13 protein-coding genes are annotated in these 16,384 nt (G+C 70.1%); 7 read left to right on the top strand and 6 right to left on the bottom strand.

What is annotated here, in order from left to right:
* Positions 1–23: 23 nt before the first annotated feature.
* The 6 genes from ACFLIM_RS19060 to ACFLIM_RS19035 all read left to right on the top strand — a co-directional run bounded on the left by ACFLIM_RS19060 (position 24) and on the right by ACFLIM_RS19035 (position 9,026).
* Positions 24–1,382: a GH1 family beta-glucosidase gene (locus ACFLIM_RS19060; RefSeq protein WP_393167174.1), complete on the top strand. Its 1,359-nt coding sequence runs from the start codon at positions 24–26 to the stop codon at positions 1,380–1,382.
* Positions 1,367–3,085, top strand: a complete 1,719-nt coding sequence (locus tag ACFLIM_RS19055) for a glycoside hydrolase family 9 protein (protein ID WP_393167172.1) — start codon at positions 1,367–1,369, stop codon at positions 3,083–3,085. The genes ACFLIM_RS19060 and ACFLIM_RS19055 overlap by 16 nt, the downstream gene beginning before the upstream one ends.
* A gap of 41 nt (positions 3,086–3,126) precedes the next feature.
* On the top strand, positions 3,127–3,687 hold the full coding sequence (locus tag ACFLIM_RS19050) for a GNAT family N-acetyltransferase (RefSeq protein WP_393167170.1): 561 nt from the start codon (positions 3,127–3,129) through the stop codon (positions 3,685–3,687).
* Positions 3,688–3,972: 285 nt separating this feature from the next.
* Complete coding sequence (locus ACFLIM_RS19045) at positions 3,973–6,237, top strand: hypothetical protein (RefSeq protein WP_393167168.1); 2,265 nt, start codon at positions 3,973–3,975, stop codon at positions 6,235–6,237.
* Positions 6,238–6,279: 42 nt separating this feature from the next.
* The gene (locus ACFLIM_RS19040; RefSeq protein ID WP_393167166.1) at positions 6,280–7,842 is read left to right on the top strand and encodes a metallophosphoesterase; all 1,563 of its coding nucleotides are present in this window, start codon (positions 6,280–6,282) and stop codon (positions 7,840–7,842) included.
* 65 nt (positions 7,843–7,907) lie between these two features.
* On the top strand, positions 7,908–9,026 hold the full coding sequence (locus ACFLIM_RS19035; protein ID WP_393167164.1) for a HupE/UreJ family protein: 1,119 nt from the start codon (positions 7,908–7,910) through the stop codon (positions 9,024–9,026).
* Here ACFLIM_RS19035 and ACFLIM_RS19030 read toward each other — a convergent pair.
* The 5 genes from ACFLIM_RS19030 to ACFLIM_RS19010 all read right to left on the bottom strand — a co-directional run bounded on the left by ACFLIM_RS19030 (position 9,021) and on the right by ACFLIM_RS19010 (position 14,153).
* Positions 9,021–10,628 carry a thiamine pyrophosphate-binding protein gene (locus ACFLIM_RS19030; protein WP_393167162.1) on the bottom strand — a complete coding sequence of 536 codons (1,608 nt, stop codon included), beginning with the start codon at positions 10,626–10,628 and terminating at the stop codon, positions 9,021–9,023. The two genes, ACFLIM_RS19035 and ACFLIM_RS19030, sit on opposite strands and share 6 nt — an antisense overlap.
* Complete coding sequence (gene speB / locus ACFLIM_RS19025) at positions 10,625–11,566, bottom strand: agmatinase (RefSeq protein WP_393167160.1); 942 nt, start codon at positions 11,564–11,566, stop codon at positions 10,625–10,627. The genes ACFLIM_RS19030 and speB overlap by 4 nt, the downstream gene beginning before the upstream one ends.
* A 13-nt stretch (positions 11,567–11,579) precedes the next feature.
* Positions 11,580–12,344, bottom strand: coding sequence for an amino acid ABC transporter ATP-binding protein (locus tag ACFLIM_RS19020; protein ID WP_393167158.1), 765 nt, complete (start codon positions 12,342–12,344; stop codon positions 11,580–11,582).
* A complete protein-coding gene (locus ACFLIM_RS19015; RefSeq protein ID WP_393167156.1) occupies positions 12,341–13,201 on the bottom strand; it encodes an amino acid ABC transporter permease in 861 nt (286 codons plus the stop codon). The genes ACFLIM_RS19020 and ACFLIM_RS19015 overlap by 4 nt, the downstream gene beginning before the upstream one ends.
* A gap of 64 nt (positions 13,202–13,265) precedes the next feature.
* Positions 13,266–14,153 (bottom strand): ABC transporter substrate-binding protein, encoded by an 888-nt coding sequence (locus tag ACFLIM_RS19010; protein ID WP_393167154.1) that lies wholly within the window; start codon positions 14,151–14,153, stop codon positions 13,266–13,268.
* A 98-nt stretch (positions 14,154–14,251) separates the two neighbouring features.
* Here ACFLIM_RS19010 and ACFLIM_RS19005 point away from each other — a divergent pair, with 98 nt between their 5' ends.
* Entirely contained in the window at positions 14,252–15,706 is a 1,455-nt protein-coding gene (locus tag ACFLIM_RS19005; RefSeq protein WP_393167152.1) for a PucR family transcriptional regulator, read from the top strand.
* A gap of 13 nt (positions 15,707–15,719) precedes the next feature.
* Here the strand turns inward: ACFLIM_RS19005 and ACFLIM_RS19000 are convergent, their stop codons facing one another.
* Positions 15,720–16,328: a dihydrofolate reductase family protein gene (locus ACFLIM_RS19000; protein WP_393167150.1), complete on the bottom strand. Its 609-nt coding sequence runs from the start codon at positions 16,326–16,328 to the stop codon at positions 15,720–15,722.
* Positions 16,329–16,384: the final 56 nt, after the last annotated feature.

The raw sequence follows: 16,384 nt of genomic DNA, 5'->3' as shown, positions 1-16,384 counted from the left end.
TCAAAGGTAGGAGAGCACAACCGATGACACAGAAGTTCCTCTGGGGTGTGGCCACCTCGTCGTACCAGATCGAGGGGGCCGTGGCGGAGGACGGGCGAACCCCGTCCATCTGGGACACCTTCTGCGCCACCCCGGGCGCCGTGTCCGGCGGCGACACCGGCGCGGTCGCGTGCGACCACTACCACCGGATGCCGCAGGACGTCGCGCTCATGAAGGAGCTGGGGGTGGACGTGTACCGCTTCTCGCTGGCCTGGCCGCGGGTCCAGCCGGACGGGAAGGGTGCGGGCAACCCGGCCGGGATCGCGTTCTACGACCGCCTGGTGGACGAGCTGCTGGCGGCCGGCATCCTGCCGTGGATCACCCTCTACCACTGGGATCTGCCCCAGGCGCTGGAGGACGCCGGCGGCTGGCCGGCCCGCGACACCGCCTACCGGTTCGCCGACTACGCCGCGATCGCCTACGACGCGCTCGGCGACCGGGTCGGCCAGTGGACCACCATGAACGAGCCCTGGTGCGCGGCCATGCTCGGCTATGTGTACGGCGAGCACGCGCCGGGCCGCAAGGACGCCCGCGCCGGCATGGCCGCGATCCACCACCTGCTGCTCGGGCACGGCCTGGCCACGAAGGTCATCCGCGACAAGGCCGGCCACAGAGACGACCTGGAGGTGGGCATCACGCTCAACCTGTCGCACAAGATCCCGGCCAGTGACTCGCCCGCCGACCTGGCCGCGACCCGCTGGGACGACGGCATGAGCAACCGGCTCTACCTCGACCCGCTGCTGCGCGGGCAGTACCCCGCCGACATCGCGGGCAAGCTGGCCGAGCTGGGCTGCCCGCTCCCGGTGCTGGACGGCGACCTGGAGCTGATCAACCAGCCGGTGGACGTGCTCGGCGTCAACTACTACACCTCGCGGGTCGTGCGGGCCGCGCCGGCCGGAGACAACGGCTGGCCGGCGACCACCACGGTGGACCGCGACGTCGAGCGCACGGCGATGGACTGGGAGGTCACCCCCGAGGCGCTGACCGACCTACTGCTGCGCCTGGAGCGCGACTACCCCGGCCCCGCCTGGTACATCACCGAGAACGGCGCCGCCTACCCCGACACCGCCGACGAGAGCGGTTACGTGGACGACACCGACCGCGAGCGCTACCTGCGCACCCACATCGACGCCGCACTCGCGGCCCGCGCGAAGGGCGTCAACCTGCAGGGCTACTTCGCCTGGTCGCTGATGGACAACTTCGAGTGGGCCTACGGCTACGACCGCAGGTTCGGCATCGTGCGCGTGGACTACGACACCCAGAAGCGCACCCCGAAACGCTCGGCACGCTACTTCGCCGAGCGCGTCGCGGCCGAGAAGGGCGCGTCGTGCTCAGCGTCCTGACCAGCCACCTCGGCTACAACGCCGCCGGATCGAAGAAGGCCGTCGTGCTCGCCCGCGGGCCCGCCGAGATCCGGTCGGCCCTCCTCATCGGCGCCGACGGCACCAGGACCGAGCTGGTCGCCGGCCCCCTGCGGCGGGTGGACCGGTGGTCGCCCGGCCTGTTCGCCCGGCTGGACTTCGGCCACGTACGGGCCGAGGGTGGGTACCGGGTGGAGGTCGCCACCGAGGCAGGGACCTTCTCCTCGGCGCCGTTCGAGATAGGGGAGCGCCGGGTCCATCACTCGACGCTGTCCGACGCGCTGTACTACTTCAAGGCGGTGCGCTCCAGCGGCGAGATCGACCGCAAGGACCGGCACGCCCGCTGCTACCTCGACGACTCCGGACGCACGGTGGACGCCAGGGGCGGCTGGCTCGACGCCTCGGGCGACCACAGCAAGTTCCTCAGCCACCTCAACTACACCCGGATGATGAACCCGCAGCAGACCCCGCTGTGCGCGTGGGCGTTCCTGGCCGCCCGCGACCACCTGCGCGCGCTGCACCCGGAGCTGTTCCGCGCGCTGGGCGCCAGGATGCGCGACGAGGGGCTGTACGGTGCCGACTTCCTGGTGCGGTTCCAGGCCGAGGAGGGCTACTTCTACACGGCCGTCTTCGACGCCCTCACCAAGGACCTCACCGAACGGGTGATCAACGCGCCGCTGCAGGACAGCGTGCGCACCTCCCGCTGGCAGGCCGCCTACCGGCAGGGCGGCGGGATGGCCATCGCGGCGCTGGCCAGGGCGGCCACCCAGGACGACCACGGCGACTTCCCGCCGGGGGAGTACTTCTCCGCCGCGTACCGGGGTTTCGCGCACCTGGAGAAGCACAACGCGGACTACCTCTACGACGGGCTGGAATCCGTCATCGACGACTACTGCGCCCTGATGGCCGCCACCGAGCTGGCCAACGCCGCACGGCACGGCTTCGGCGGCGAGCACCTGCCGGAGTTCGAGGAGGCGGCCGAACGGCGAGCCGCCTCGCTGGCCGGCCGGTACACCGATTCGGGGCTGGGGTTCGGCTACCTGCGGGGTGACGTTGAGGGCCGTCCGTTCTTCCACGCGGTGGAGCCCGGGCTGCCCGCGGTGGCGCTCATCCGCTTCGCCGAGGTGTTCCCCACGTCCCCGGTGGCGGCCCCGGCCCGCGACCTGGCCCTCACCCTGCTGCGTGACGCGGTCACCCTGGCCGACGAGGTCGCCAACCCCTTCGGCTACCCCCGCCAGTACGTACAGCCGCTGGGTGCGGCGCCGAGGACGAGCTTCTTCTACCCGCACGAGAACGAGACCGGCTACTGGTGGCAGGGGGAGAACGCGGGCATCAGCTCGACCGCGTACGCCGCGCTGCTCGGCGCCGGGCTGCCCGGCTGCCCGCCCGGCCTGCGCGACCGGCTGCACGTGCTGGCCGAGGATCAGGTGCAGTGGATCACGGGGCTCAACCCGTTCGACGCGTCCATGATCCAGGGGCGGGGCAGGAACAACGTGGAGTACTCCACGGCGTTCCAGAACGTCCCCGGCGGCATCCTGAACGGGATCACCAGCGGCTTCGACGACGAGAACGACATCGCCTTCATGCCGCAGGAGCACCGCACCAGCGGGGAGTCGTGGCGATGGGCCGAGCAGTGGATCCCGCACACCGCGTGGTTCCTCCTTGCCGTGTCGGTGATGCGGTGATACGTCCCTTTGAGCCGTTCGATCTGGGCGGCATGTATCGCGTGTGTCTCGAAACGGGGGACTCCGGGCGGGATGCCACACCGCTGTACAAGGACCCCGACCTGCTCGCGCACGTCTACGCCGGGCCGTACCCGATCGCCGACCCCGGTCTCACCTGGGTCGCGTACGACGACCAGGGGTTGCTGGGTTACATCGTCGCCACCGCCGACACCGCCGCCTTCGAGCAGTGGCAGGAGGAGGCGTGGTGGCCGGGCCTGCGCACGCGATATCTCAGGCGGTCAGCCGCCGACCCGGGCGACGGCACGGAGGACTGGCGGTGCATCGCCCACATCCACGAGCCGCCGCGCACCCCAGCCGGGCTCCTCGAAGCTCACCCGGCCCACCTGCACATCGACATCCTGCCCCGAGGCCAGGGCTCGGGCCTGGGTCGCCGGCTCATCACGACCCTGACCGACGCCCTGCGCGCCCGCGGCGTGCCCGGCCTGCATCTCGGCGTCGGCAGCGGCAACCCCCGAGCCTTCGCCTTCTATCTGGCCATGGGATTCCACGAGGAACGCCGCGCCCCCTGGGGCTCCACGATGACCATGGACCTGCGCGCCTGAGTTCCGGTACATGCACGTGTGACCTTGTTGTTCCTATTTCGTGATAGATGACCAGAATCAGGCGATAGTTTCGCGTCCCTTCAGCCCCTCCACGCACAGCGTTCACTCGTGAGATCCAGTGTGTCTCCGCCCGATGGCAAGCCGCCTGATCGGTGCTTGTGAACGCAATAGAAGGGACTGCACCTGATGCAGCCAATGGCAGCACGGAAGTTACTGGGTGGCTTACGGCGCCGAGGACGTCTCGCCGCGGTCACCGCGGTCGCGGCGCTGCTCGTGAGCAGTCTTGTGACGGCAGCGTACGCTGACCCGCAGCCGGGGGAGCAGGAGCGGGGACGGCCCAGCCCGACGCCGACCAGTTCCAAGACCCCTCCGACGCTCACCCCCGCCGGCGGTTCGTACCTGGAGGGCACGGCGAAGGTCGCGGCGGTCCCGACCGCGGCCGGTGACAGCGTCACGAAACTCGCCATCGACGACACCGCCCTCAACGCCACCCCGACGCTGGGCGTCTCCAAGCTCAGCTTCGACGTCGGCTCGAACTCGACGGAGGCGCAGTACCACAACTACGTCCTCGTCAACGGCCAGTACCGCAGCGACATCGGCGACTTCGTGAACCAGCGGGCGACCATCGAGATCCCGAACGAGCGCCTGGTCAAGGGCGAGAACACCGTCGAGATCGTGGTCGGCACGATCCAGTCCTCTTGCGGCGTCAACTACGACGACTTCGTCCTGTCCGAGGTGGGCCTCGATCTGCTCGGTGAGGTCGCGGACGGCGAGGACAATCCCTACACCCTGTCCTTCGGCGACGGCAGTTGCGGCACGAACACCTCGCTGCTGACGCGTGCCACGCTCAAGTTCTTCGTCCAGTCCGACCCGCAGGGCACCACGGGGCTCACCGCGGACGTGGACACGACGACGCTGGCCAACGGCGAGCACGCCATCACCGCCACGACCGCGGCCGGGGCGACCGTCAAGAACACCGTGACCGTGAACAACGCCCCGGCCGGTGCGCCGCGGCTGCTGCCCACGGACGGCACGCTCGTGGCGGGCACCAAGCCGGTCTTCGCCACGCTCCCGGCCGGGGGCGAGGGTGGCGTCGCCTCCCTCACCGTCGACGACGCCGAACCCGCCACGAAGCCCATGCTCGCCAACGGCGCCGCGAAGTTCAGCTTCGACGTGGGCGCGGACTCGATCGACGACAAGTTCGACAACTTCCTGCTCGTCAACGGCAAGCGCATCGACCTGGGCGGCACCTGGGTGAACCAGCGCGTGACCGTCGCGGTCCCGACCCGGTTCCTGGTGCCCGGCGACAACACGATCAAGGTCGTCACCGGAGACTACAAGGAGTCCTGCGGCAACAACCGCGACGACTTCGCGATCGCGAAGCTCGACCTCGCCCTCGACGGCGCCACCGTGACCGGCCAGGACATCAAGCCCTCGTACGAGATGGGCGACGGCACCTGCGGCAACAGCCAGACCGCCCTCCGCGAGGTCGCGCTGCGCTACGCGATCGACGCCAAGGCGGTGCACGTCGCCGAAACGCTCGGCTCGGGTAACGCGACCCTCAGCTTCAACGTGGGCAGCAACTCGATCGAGGCGCGCTACCAGAACTTCGTGCTCGTCAACGGCCAGAAGGTCGTGCTCGACGGCGACTTCGTGAGCAAGCGCGTCGACCTCACGATCCCGAACGAGTTCCTCGTGCCCGGCTGGAACACGATCGACTTCGTCACCGGCACCTTCCCGACGTCGTGCGGCAACAACCGCGACGACTTCGCGATCTCGAACATCGCCCTCACCCCGGCGCAGGGCACGGCAGCCGGACAGCTGCTCAAGGCCTCGTACGGCATGGGCGACGGCAACTGCGGCGACTCCGTGAACCCGCTGACCGAGATCGACCTCGAATTCCTGGTGGACGCTCCGGCCCGGGGTCTGCGCGCGGACCTCGACACCACCGCCATCAAGGACGGCAAGCACATCCTCGCCGCGAAGTCGGCCACGGGCGAGGTCGCCACCCGCCTGCTGATCAGCGACAACTCGGCGCCGGGGGTCGCCAGGAGCGTCCCGGCCGCGGGCAAGAAGATCACCGCCACGGTCGTACTGGACGTCAAGCTCGAGGACGCCTCCGGCGTCGTGTCCGGGCCGGACGTCAAGCTCGACGGGCAGCCGATCGAGCTGGGCGCCCAGGTGGGCCCGGGTCTGAAGGCCGGTAAGCACACCCTGGCCGTGGCCGCCACCGACGGGCTCGGCAACGCCGCGACCCGCGAGATCGTGTTCGAATCCGCGGGCATCCCGGACGTCCCCGCCGAGTTGACCCCGGCGATGGGGACCGTCGACGTGTCGGATCGCGCCAAGCTCTCGGCCAAGGTGGCCGAACCCGATGGCGGCCAGGTGACGGCGACATTCTCCGAGGCCGAGATCCTCACTCCGAACCAGGTGTTCCAGGGCACGGCCCAGTCCGTCCCCACGACCCTGCGGGTCCCGGGCGAGAAGAAGGTCAAGGCCGAGGGGCTCGAGCCCGCCGACGGCAAGACGCTCGACACGCCGACCGGCTAGGATCTCACCTACCAGCGGTACGACGTGCAGGTGAAGGGCCACGTGGACGCCCCGGTCCTGCGCTGGGAGGGCACCATCGACCCCGAGCGCCTGGCGTCGCTGCGGGTGTGGAACACGAAGGCCAAGGCATGGGACCTGCTGACGAGCGCCCGCGGCGCGGCCGAGGGCAAGACCGTGCTCACGGCCGTCGTCGACGGGGACTACGTCGACAAGCAGCAGGTCCACGTCATGGTGACGGGCGAGGACCCGTTCGCCGACGACATCGAGCCCGGTGACCCGAACGGCTTCGCCGACCCCGCCTCGTACGACTTCTCGATCGTCCACTACACCGACACGCAGTACCTCTCCGAGGGCGCGGTGGAGCAGGAGAGCGCCGAGGAGCGCGCGGTGTGGGAGTCCGCCTACGGCAAGGTGATGGACTGGATCAAGGCGAACAAGGACCAGCGCAAGATCTCGTACGTCGCGCACACCGGCGACATCATCGAGAACAACATCCGCAAGCCCGCCGACGAGGCCACGCAGCAGGAGGTCGTCGGCGAGTTCGAGGTGTCCTCGAAGCTGCAGCGCGTGCTGGACGACGCGGACATCCCGAACGGTGTGATCGCCGGCAACCACGACAACCAGTCGGGCACCGAGGACGGGCCGGACGCGATCTACAACAAGTACTACGGCCCCAGCCGGTACCAGGACGCGTCGCAGGGCTGGCAGCACGCCAAGTACGGCGGCCCGTGGAAGGACGGCGACAACCAGAACCACTACGACCTGTTCTCCGCGGGCGGGCTGGACTTCGTCGTGGTCGGACTGTCGTACGGCGTGACGAGGGACGAGGCCGAATGGGCCGACTCCATCTTCAAGAAGTTCCCCAACCGCAACGGCATCCTGCTCTCGCACGACTACCTCGTGCCGAGCACCAACCCCGACGGGCGCGGCGCCGGATTCTCGGCACCCGACGGCTCGATGTTGTACAAGACGGTGGTCGAGAAGAACCCGAACGTCTTTCTCATCCTCGCCGGGCACGAGCACGGCGTGGGCACCAACGTGAAGCCGAAGGTGGGCCAGGTCGGCAACGGCGTGGTCGAACTCCTGGCGGACTACCAGTTCTACACCGTGTCGGCCGACCGTCTCGGGCTCACCCAGGTCGGCGGATACAACCCTGAGGACCAGCTCCAGTTCGGCGCGAGCTTCTTCCGGCTGCTGCAGTTCAACGTCAAGCGGGCGGAGCTGAGCGTGGACACCTACTCCCCGCTGCTGAACGACTTCGGCGCCACCGAGTTCGACCCGCTGCGCCGCTACAACGGGCGCGAGGACAACCTGGTGCTGCCGGTCGATCTCACCTCCCGCACAACCAGCTTCCAGACCGACTCCCTGGCGCTCTACGAGCCCACCAGGATCATCGGCAAGAGCAAGGTCGCGTCGGGTCAGGTCGCCTCGGTGACCTGGGACCGCCTCAAGGACGACACGGCCTACGCCTGGTTCGTCACGGCACGTTCCGCGGGCGGCGGCGTGACCGCCTCTGAGCCGAGCGTCTTCGTCACGAAGGACGAGCACGGCCGCCCGGGCAAGTGGGGACCGGACTCGTCCATGTACCACTGGTTCAACCACTAACCGATCACCGCCGCCCCGGACCGGGTCCGGGGCGGCTTTCATCCCCCGACCTGGAGAAATAAGACATGCCCCGCTGGCGCTGGTTCTCCGCCGTCGTCTTCGCCGTCATCCTGTGCGGCGTGCCGGCCGCTCCGGCGGCGGCGCACGACGCGACCACGAAGGCCCACGCCGAGGTGACCGGCACGGGCACGAACGTCAGGGTCGTGCTCGACCTGGAGTACGACCTCCTCATGAAGTCGGCCTGGCTCTACGCGGAGGCGTATGAGGCCAAGGAGCGGGCCGAGCAGCTCCGCCAGCTCAAGATCAACCACGACGCCGTGACCGAGTACGTCACCCGCCGCTTCGAGGTGGCGTACGACGACAAGCCGTGCGCGCCCACCACGGTGGGCGACGCGGACGTGCGCCTGCGCGGCAAGGCGACCTTCGCGGTGCTGACCCTCGCCTACGCCTGCGCGGGCGAGGCGGGGGGAACCCACGCGATCTCGAGCGCGTTGTTCCCCGACGCCGAGAGCTTCGTCCACAACACGGAGACGCTCGTCCGCTACGAGCTCGACGGTACGAAGGGCTCCGCGGTCCTGGACGCCAAGAGCCCGACGTTGCGGATCGGCGAGCGCCACGCCTCGCAACAGGTCTGGGAGTTCTTCCTCCTGGGTGCCGAGCACCTGCTGTTCGGCATCGACCACATCTTCTTCCTGCTCGCCCTGCTCATCGGCGCGCGCCGGCTCCGCGACGTCGTCGTCACGGCCTCCGCCTTCACGGCCGCTCACAGCATCACGTTCCTGCTGGCGGCGATGGGGATCGTGGACGTCCCGGGAGCGATCGTCGAGCCGGTCATCGCGGCGTCGATCATCGTCGTGGCGGTCGCCAACCTGCTGGGCCGCGAGGAAGACAAGTTGGGCAAATGGCGGTTGCCGATCGTCTTCGCCTTCGGCCTGGTGCACGGGCTGGGCTTCGCGGGCGCCCTGGACATCGACGAGAGCGGGTCGTGGGAGCTGCTCCTGTCGCTGCTGAGCTTCAACGTCGGCATCGAGGTGACCCAGCTCGTGCTCATCGCCGTGCTCTTCCCGCTGCTGGTGCTGCTGCGCCGGACCTCCGCGGCCCGCTGGGCGGTGGCCGCGATGTCGGCCTCCATCGTGGTGGTCAGCCTGTACTGGTTCTTCGACCGCATCCCGCTGCCGCTATGACGGCGTCAGGTGGGTGGGGGCGAACATGCGCAGGGTCGCGGGCAGCACGACCACGCTCGGCCCACGTGCTCGCAGCGCCCGCGCGAGGTCGCCCTCCAGGTCCTCCGGAGTGGTACGCCAGGCGGGCACGCCGAAGGACTCCGCGAGAGCGACGAAGTCCGGCCTGACCAGCTCGGTCCCCGTGGCGGCGCCGAACGCGTCGGTCATGTACTCGCGCAGGATGCCGTAGCCGCCGTCGTCCACGATCAGCCAGGTCACGTCGAGGTGGTGCTGGCGGAGCGTGGCCAGCTCGGCCAGGCCGTACATCGCCCCTCCGTCACCGCTGACCGCGAGCACCGGCCCCCCGGTGGCGGCGGCCGCGCCGAGCGCCGCGGGGAGCGCGTAGCCGAGCCCGCCCGCGCCCTGCGCCGACTCCATCGGCCGCGGCCAGGCGGACCAGGCCCAGTACGCGAGGATCGTCATGTCCCAGAAGCTCAGCGCCGCTGCCGGCAGCGCGCGGTCCACGGCCGCGAGCACCGCCCGTTCGAGCGTGAGGTCCTGCGCGTCGAGCCGCTTGGCGACGCGCGAGAGCACGTCGCGGACCGTGGCAGCACCTCCCGACCGTGCTGCCGCTCCCTTTACGGCCTGAGCCAGCGCTTCGAGCGTCAGCCGGGCGTCCGCGTGGATGGCCAGTCCCGGGTGGTTGGACTCCAGCTTGCCGAGGTCGGCCTCGATCTGGATGACGCGGCCGCGCGGTCGCATCGTGTGGTAATTGCTGGACAGTTCCCCCAGACCCGAGCCGACGACCAGCAGCACGTCCGCGTCCTCCAGGAAGGCCGTCAGGTGCCTGTCCTCCAGCCACGACTGGAGCGACAGCGGGTGCTCCCAGGGAAAGGCGCCCTTCGCGCCGAACGTGGTGGCGACCGGCGCGTCCAGCTCCTGGGCCAGTTCCAGCAGGGCCGCCTGGGCGCCGGCGCGGGCCACCCCTCCTCCGGCCAGGATCACCGGGGTGGCCGCCCGGGCCAGCAGCTCCGCCGCCGCGGCGACGAGTTCGCCTCGCGGGGCGAGCGGTCTGGGCGCCACCCGGAGCTCGGTGACCGCGGGAATGTCGGTCGCGCCGAGCAGCACGTCCTGCGGGATCTCCACCCAGACCGGGCCCGCGGGCGCGGTGAGCGCGATCTCCCACGCCTCGGCCAGCGCCGGCACGATCTGACCGGCCGTACGCACCACGTGGACCGACTTCACGACGTCCCTGAAGGACGCGGCCTGGTCCGGCAGCTCGTGCAGGTACCCCTTGCGCCTGCCGCCCAGCCCGTCCGCCGGGATCTGGCTGCTGATGCCCAGCACGGGGACACTGGCGTTACGGGACTCCATGAGTGCGGCGAGTGTGCCCAGCGCGCCCGGACCGGTGGAGACCATGAAGGGCGCGACCGACCCGGTCGCGCGGGCGTGGCCGTCGGCGGCGAACGCGACGCTCAGCTCGGTGCGGCAGCCCACGTAGCGAACTGCCGATCGGCGCAGCGCGTCGAACAGGCCGAGCGCGTGTTGCCCCGGCTCGCCGAACACCGTGGTGGCGCCGAGCGCGGCCAGCGACTCGACGACCAGGTCGCCGCCCGTCCTCACGGCTTCTCCCGCAACGCCAGCAGGCTGACCAGGTCGTAGGCGATATGCGAGGCGGCGATCGAGGTGATCTCCGCGTGGTCGTAGGCGGGCGCCACCTCGACCACGTCCGCGCCGACCAGATCGCAGCCCTCCAGCCCGCGCAGGATCTCCAGCAGCTCGCGGCTGGTCAGGCCGCCCGCCTCCGGCGTGCCGGTGCCGGGGGCGTGCGCGGGGTCGAGTACGTCGATGTCGATCGACACGTACAGCGGCCGATCCCCCACGCGCTGCCGCAGCACGTCGATCACCTCGTCCACGCCGCGCCGCAGCACGTCGCGTGCGGTGAGGATGCCGAAGCCGAGCCGGCGGTCCTCGTCCAGGTCGCGCCTGCCGTACAGGGGGCCGCGGATGCCGACGTGGCTGAGCGCCTCGGTGTCGAGCAGGCCCTCCTCGACCGCGCGCCGGAACGGGGTGCCGTGGGTGTAGGCGGCGCCGAAGTAGGTGTCCCAGGTGTCCAGGTGCGCGTCGAAGTGCAGCAGCGCCACCGGGCCGTGCACTCTTGAGACCGCTCGCAGCAGCGGCAGCGCGATGGTGTGGTCGCCGCCGATCGTCACCGGCTTCGCACCCCCGGCCAGCAGCTCGGAGGCCGCCGCGTCGATCGTCTCGATCGCCTCCCCGATGTCGAACGGGTTGCAGGCGATGTCGCCCGCGTCCGCCACCTGGACGCGCTCGAACGGTGCCACGTCGAGCGCCGGATGGTACGGCCGCAGCAGCCGCGACGCCTCGCGCACCGCCGCGGGACCGAAGCGCGCTCCCGGCCGGTAGGAGACACCGGTGTCGAAGGGCACCCCCACGACGGCCACCTCGGCCTGCCCGACGTCGCTCAGGCTGGGCAGTCTGGCGAAGGTGGCGGGTCCTGCGAAGCGCGGGATCCGGGAGGAGTCGACGGGCCCCCGTGGCATGGTGAATTCCTTTCTAAAGGACCTTGGCCAGGAAGGCCCTGGTCCGCTGGTGTCGGGGATTGGCGATCAGCTCGCCGGCCGGGCCCGCCTCGACGACCAGCCCGTCGTCCACGAAGACGACGTGGTCGGCGACCTCGCGGGCGAATCCGATCTCGTGCGTCACCACGATCATCGTCATCCCGGCTCCGGCCAGGTCCTTCATCACGTCGAGGACCTCGCCGACGAGTTCGGGGTCGAGCGCGCTGGTCGGCTCGTCGAACAACATCAACTTGGGCTTCATGGCCAGGGCTCTGGCGATCGCGACCCGCTGCTGCTGGCCGCCGGAGAGCTGGGCCGGGTAGTGGTCCGCCCGCTCTTCCAGGCCGACCCGCCGCAGGAGGTCGAGGGCCGCCTGCCGGACGGCCTCGCGGGGCTGCCCGAGGACGTGCCGGGGCGCCTCCATGACGTTCTCCAGCGCCGTCCGGTGCGGGAAGAGATTGAAGCGCTGGAACACCATGCCGATGTCCCGCCGCTGGTCGGCCACCTCGCGGGGGTGCATCTCGTACTTCTTCCCGCCGGACCGGCGATAGCCGACCAGGTGGCCGTCGACCCAGATCTCCCCGGCGTCCAGCCGTTCGAGGTGGTTGACGCAGCGCAGGAAGGTCGACTTGCCCGAGCCGGACGGGCCGAGCAGGCACACCACCTGGCCGGGGTGCACGGTCAGGTCGATGCCCTTGAGCACCTCGACCTTCCCGAAGCTCTTGCGCACACCCCTGGCCGACAGCAGCGGCTCACTCATGCGTGACCTCCGACGCGGACGTCCGAACGGCCGAGCCGCCGTTCGAGCCTCGACTGGGCGAAGGTCAGCAGCGTGGTCAGCACGAGATACCAGCAGCTGGCCACGATCAGCAGCGGGATCTGCTGGAAGTTGCGGCCGTAGATCAGCTGGGCGCTGGTCAGCAGGTCCGGCAGTCCGATGACCAGGACCAGGGAAGTGAGCTTGAGCATCGAGATCGTCTCGTTGGCCGTCGGGGGCACGATCACGCGGGCCGCCTGGGGCAGGATGACCCGCCGGTAGACCAGCGCGGGTCGCATGCCGAGCGCTTCGGCGGCCTCCCGCTGCCCGCGGTCGACCGAGCCGATGCCCGCCCTGACGATCTCGGCCATGTAGGCGGCCTCGTTCAGCCCGAGCCCCAGGATGGCCGCGGTGAATGGGGTGATCAGCGCGTTGACCGGCGCGGAGAAGAACTCGGGGCCGAAGGGGATCCCGAGGCTGACGCGCGGCATCACCGCGCCCAGGAAGAACCAGAACAGCAGCTGGACCAGGATGGGCGTGCCGCGGAAGAGCCACACGTACGCGGCCGCGACCCAGCGGAGCAGCGGGTTGTCCGAAAGCCGCATGATCGCCAGCCCCGTGCCGAGCACGACACCGGCCAGCATGGCGAGCACCGTCAGCTCGATCGTGAGCAGCAGCCCACGCATGATCGACTTCTCGAGGACGTACCCCGCCACCAGGTCGAGCCGGAGCGCCGGGGTGGTCAGCACGAAGTTGACCGCCATCGCGGCCAGCACCACGAGCACCGCCGCGGCCACCCACCGGCCGGAGCGCCGCAGCGGCACGATCGGCTCGGTCGCGTGCTCCTGGAAGCCGGTCATGAGCCCTCCTTCGTCGGTCTCATGACCAAGGTGCTGTGTTCATTGATGACCTCGACAAGCTCGGTCATGTGCCCGCGTTGATCGCGGCGTCCTTGAACGCCTGCGCCTGCAGGTTCCACTTGGCCAGCAGCTGGTCGTAGGTCCCGTTCGCGATGAGTTTCTTCAGCGCGGCCTGGACGGCGTCACGCAGCTGCGTCTTGCTCTTGGGGATGGCGATGCCGACGGGGAGCGGGTCGATCGCGCTCACCGCGACCTCGAACTGCTGCGGAGCCTGCTTCACGCTGTAGGCCAGGGTCAGGTCCAGCGCGGCGACCATGTCGGCCCGCTTGGACTGCAGGGCCTGCACAGCGCTCGCCTGGTCCGGGAAGGGGACCTTCTCCACGGCCGGCTCGCCGGCCTCGGCGCACTTCTTCGTGATGTCGTCCACCAGCAGGTCGCCGGTCGCGGCCTTCTCGACGGCGACCTTCCTGCCGCACATCCCGAGGACCTCCTTGACACCCTGCGGGTTGCCCTTGGCCACCATGAGCGCCGACCCGGACTTGAGGTAGTCGACGAAGTCCACCTGCTGCTGGCGTTCCTTCTTGTCGAGCATGCTGGTCAGGCCGAGGTCGTAGCGGCCCGCGTTGAGGCCGCCGATGATGCCGTCGAAGTTCACGTTCTCGAAGGCGAACTCCACGCCCAGCGCCTCGCCGAGGGCCTTGCCCAGGTCCGCGTCGAACCCGAGCACGGTCTTGTTGTCGGTGTCGAAGAACTCCATGGGCGGGAAGGAGACACCGGAGGCCACGCGTACCTTGCCGGCCTGCTGGATGTCCGCTGGGAGCAGCTTGGCGGCCGCGTCGTCCTTCGCGCCCGCTGCGATCTCGGTCTTGGGGGCCGCCGTGGTCTCCTCGGGCGCGGCGCAGCCGGCCAGTGCCAATCCGCCGAGGAGAGTGATGGCAAGTGCTCTTCTCATGTCGTGCCCGTGCCTTCCGGTCGATGGCATCGAGTCTGGGGGCCATACCGCGGACCATCAATCGGGGCAGCACTGAAGACGCGCCATACTCTTTGTGTGTGACCACAAAAGTGTCGGTGGAGGACCTGCTGCGCTCGCCTGCCCTCCAGTTGCGGCTGCTGGCCGGCGAGGCGGGACTGGGACGGTCGGTGTCGTGGGCGCACGTCAGCGAGCTCGACGACCCCACGCCCTGGCTGCTCGGCGCGGAGGTCATCATGACGACGGGGATCGCGATCCCGCGCCAGGCCGCCAAACAGCGCGCCTATCTGGAACGGCTCGACGACGCGGGCGTGTCCGCGCTCGCCCTGTCGGCGCAGTTGCACGTGCCGCCGCTGCACGACGCCTTCATCCAGGCCGCCGAGGAGCGGGGGATGCCGGTGTTCGAGGTGCCGCTGGCCGTGCCGTTCATCGCGATCGCCCAGGAGGTGGCCGCGGCCGTGCAGGAAGACGCCAGGCAACGCCTCGGTGCGCAGCTCCAGGTGTTCGGCGCGCTGCGCTGGCTGGCGGCCGAGGACCTCGACACCGCGACGCTGTTCAAACGCCTGGAGCGGCTGTCCGGCTATGAGGTCTACCTCTGCACCCCGCAGGGACGGCCGTTGCTGCCGGGAGTGCCGGTGCCCGATCTCGCCGTACTGCCTTCCGAGCCGGAGGCACCGCCCACCATTCCCGGCGGCTTCGTGCTGCCCGTGCCCGCGCCGGGCGGCCCCGCGGGCTTTCTGGTCGCCTTCGAGCGCCAGGGAGCCAGGCCCGCCGGCCTGGCCGTGGTGCAGCACATCGCCACGGTGGCCGCCCTGCAGGTGGCCATGGCCCGCCACGGGCGCGAGACGCTGCGCCGCCAGGGCGCGGAGACCCTGTCCGAGCTGCTCCAGGACGTCCTCGATCCGGCCACGGCCCGGCGCCGCCTGGTCAGGATGGGCCTGCCGGCGGACGCCGAGCTGGTCCTCCTCGTGATCAGGAACGTGCCCGACGAGGCCATCCACCGCGCGCTCGACGACCAGCCGCACCTCATGCTCCGCAGGGGCGACGACCGCTACGTGCTCGGCTCACCCGCCCTCGGCGCGCCGGTCGCCGCGCTGCCGGACGTCGCGGCGGGCATGAGCAGGCCGTTCCCGCCGGGGGAGTCCATGCAGATCCCCAAGCGGGAGGCGGTATGGGCGGCTTCCACGGCGTCCGAGTCGGGGCGCGCCCTGATCCACTACGGCGACGACACCACCGGCAGGTGGCTGCCCGACGACCCGTGGGCACTCACCGCGCTGGTCGAGAACGTGCTCGGCAAGGTGCTCGCCTACGACTCCGCGCACGGCTCCCAGCTCCTGACGTCGGTACGGACCTGGATGGAGCGCGACCGGCGCACCGAGGACGCCGCGGCCGCGCTGCACATCCATCCCAACACGCTGGCGTACCGGTTGCGCAGGTTCGCCGAGCTGACGGGCCGCGACCTGTCGTCCACGGCCGCGTTCGCCGAGGTCTGGCTGGCCCTGCGGGCCGGCCGCCAGCTCGGCCTCCTGGACTGACGCCGGGAGGGGATCAAGCGACGGAACCGTAAGAGGGTTTGCCGGCCCATTCGTAGGTGACGTAGACGACGCCGGCGTCGGTGGTGGTCGACCCGGTGAGCTTCAGCCCGGCCGGGGTGGTTCCCTCGGCGAAGAGCCGCTTTCCCTGGCCGAGGACGACGGGGAAGACCAGCAGCCGGTACTCGTCGACCAGTTCGGCCTGCTGCAGCGTACGAATGAGGTCGCTGCTGCCCTGGACGAGGATCTCGCCGTCGGTACGCTGCTTGAGATCGGCGACCGTCTGCGCGGCCTCGCCCACCAGGACCTCAGTGTTGCGCCACGCGGCGGTCATCGGCGTCCGGGTGGTGACGTACTTCGCCATGCTGTTGATCTTGGCGCCGCCCTCCTCGTCGGGCACGTTCGGCCAGTGCGACGCGAGGATGTCATACGACTTGCGGCCCAGCAGCATGCCGTCCGCGCGGTCGAACTGCGGGCCCATGATGCGGTTGAACCCTTCGTCCAGGTGCGGGGGCAACCATCCGCCGTGCGGGAAGTCGTGGGAATCGTCCTCGCCGGGACCGCCGGGCGCCTGCATGACACCGTCCAGCGACACGAAGGTCGAAACCACCAGCCTGCTCGCCATCTGACACTCCTTGTCTCGGGGAAAAGCGAGTCCGTCCGGTCCCGCTGTTTCCAGGT

This window comes from Nonomuraea marmarensis (assembly GCF_043197025.1).
In the GTDB taxonomy this organism is placed as follows: Bacteria; Actinomycetota; Actinomycetes; order Streptosporangiales; family Streptosporangiaceae; genus Nonomuraea; species Nonomuraea marmarensis.
Note: the sequence above shows the minus strand (reverse complement) of the source record. Positions and strands in the feature narration are given on the sequence as shown.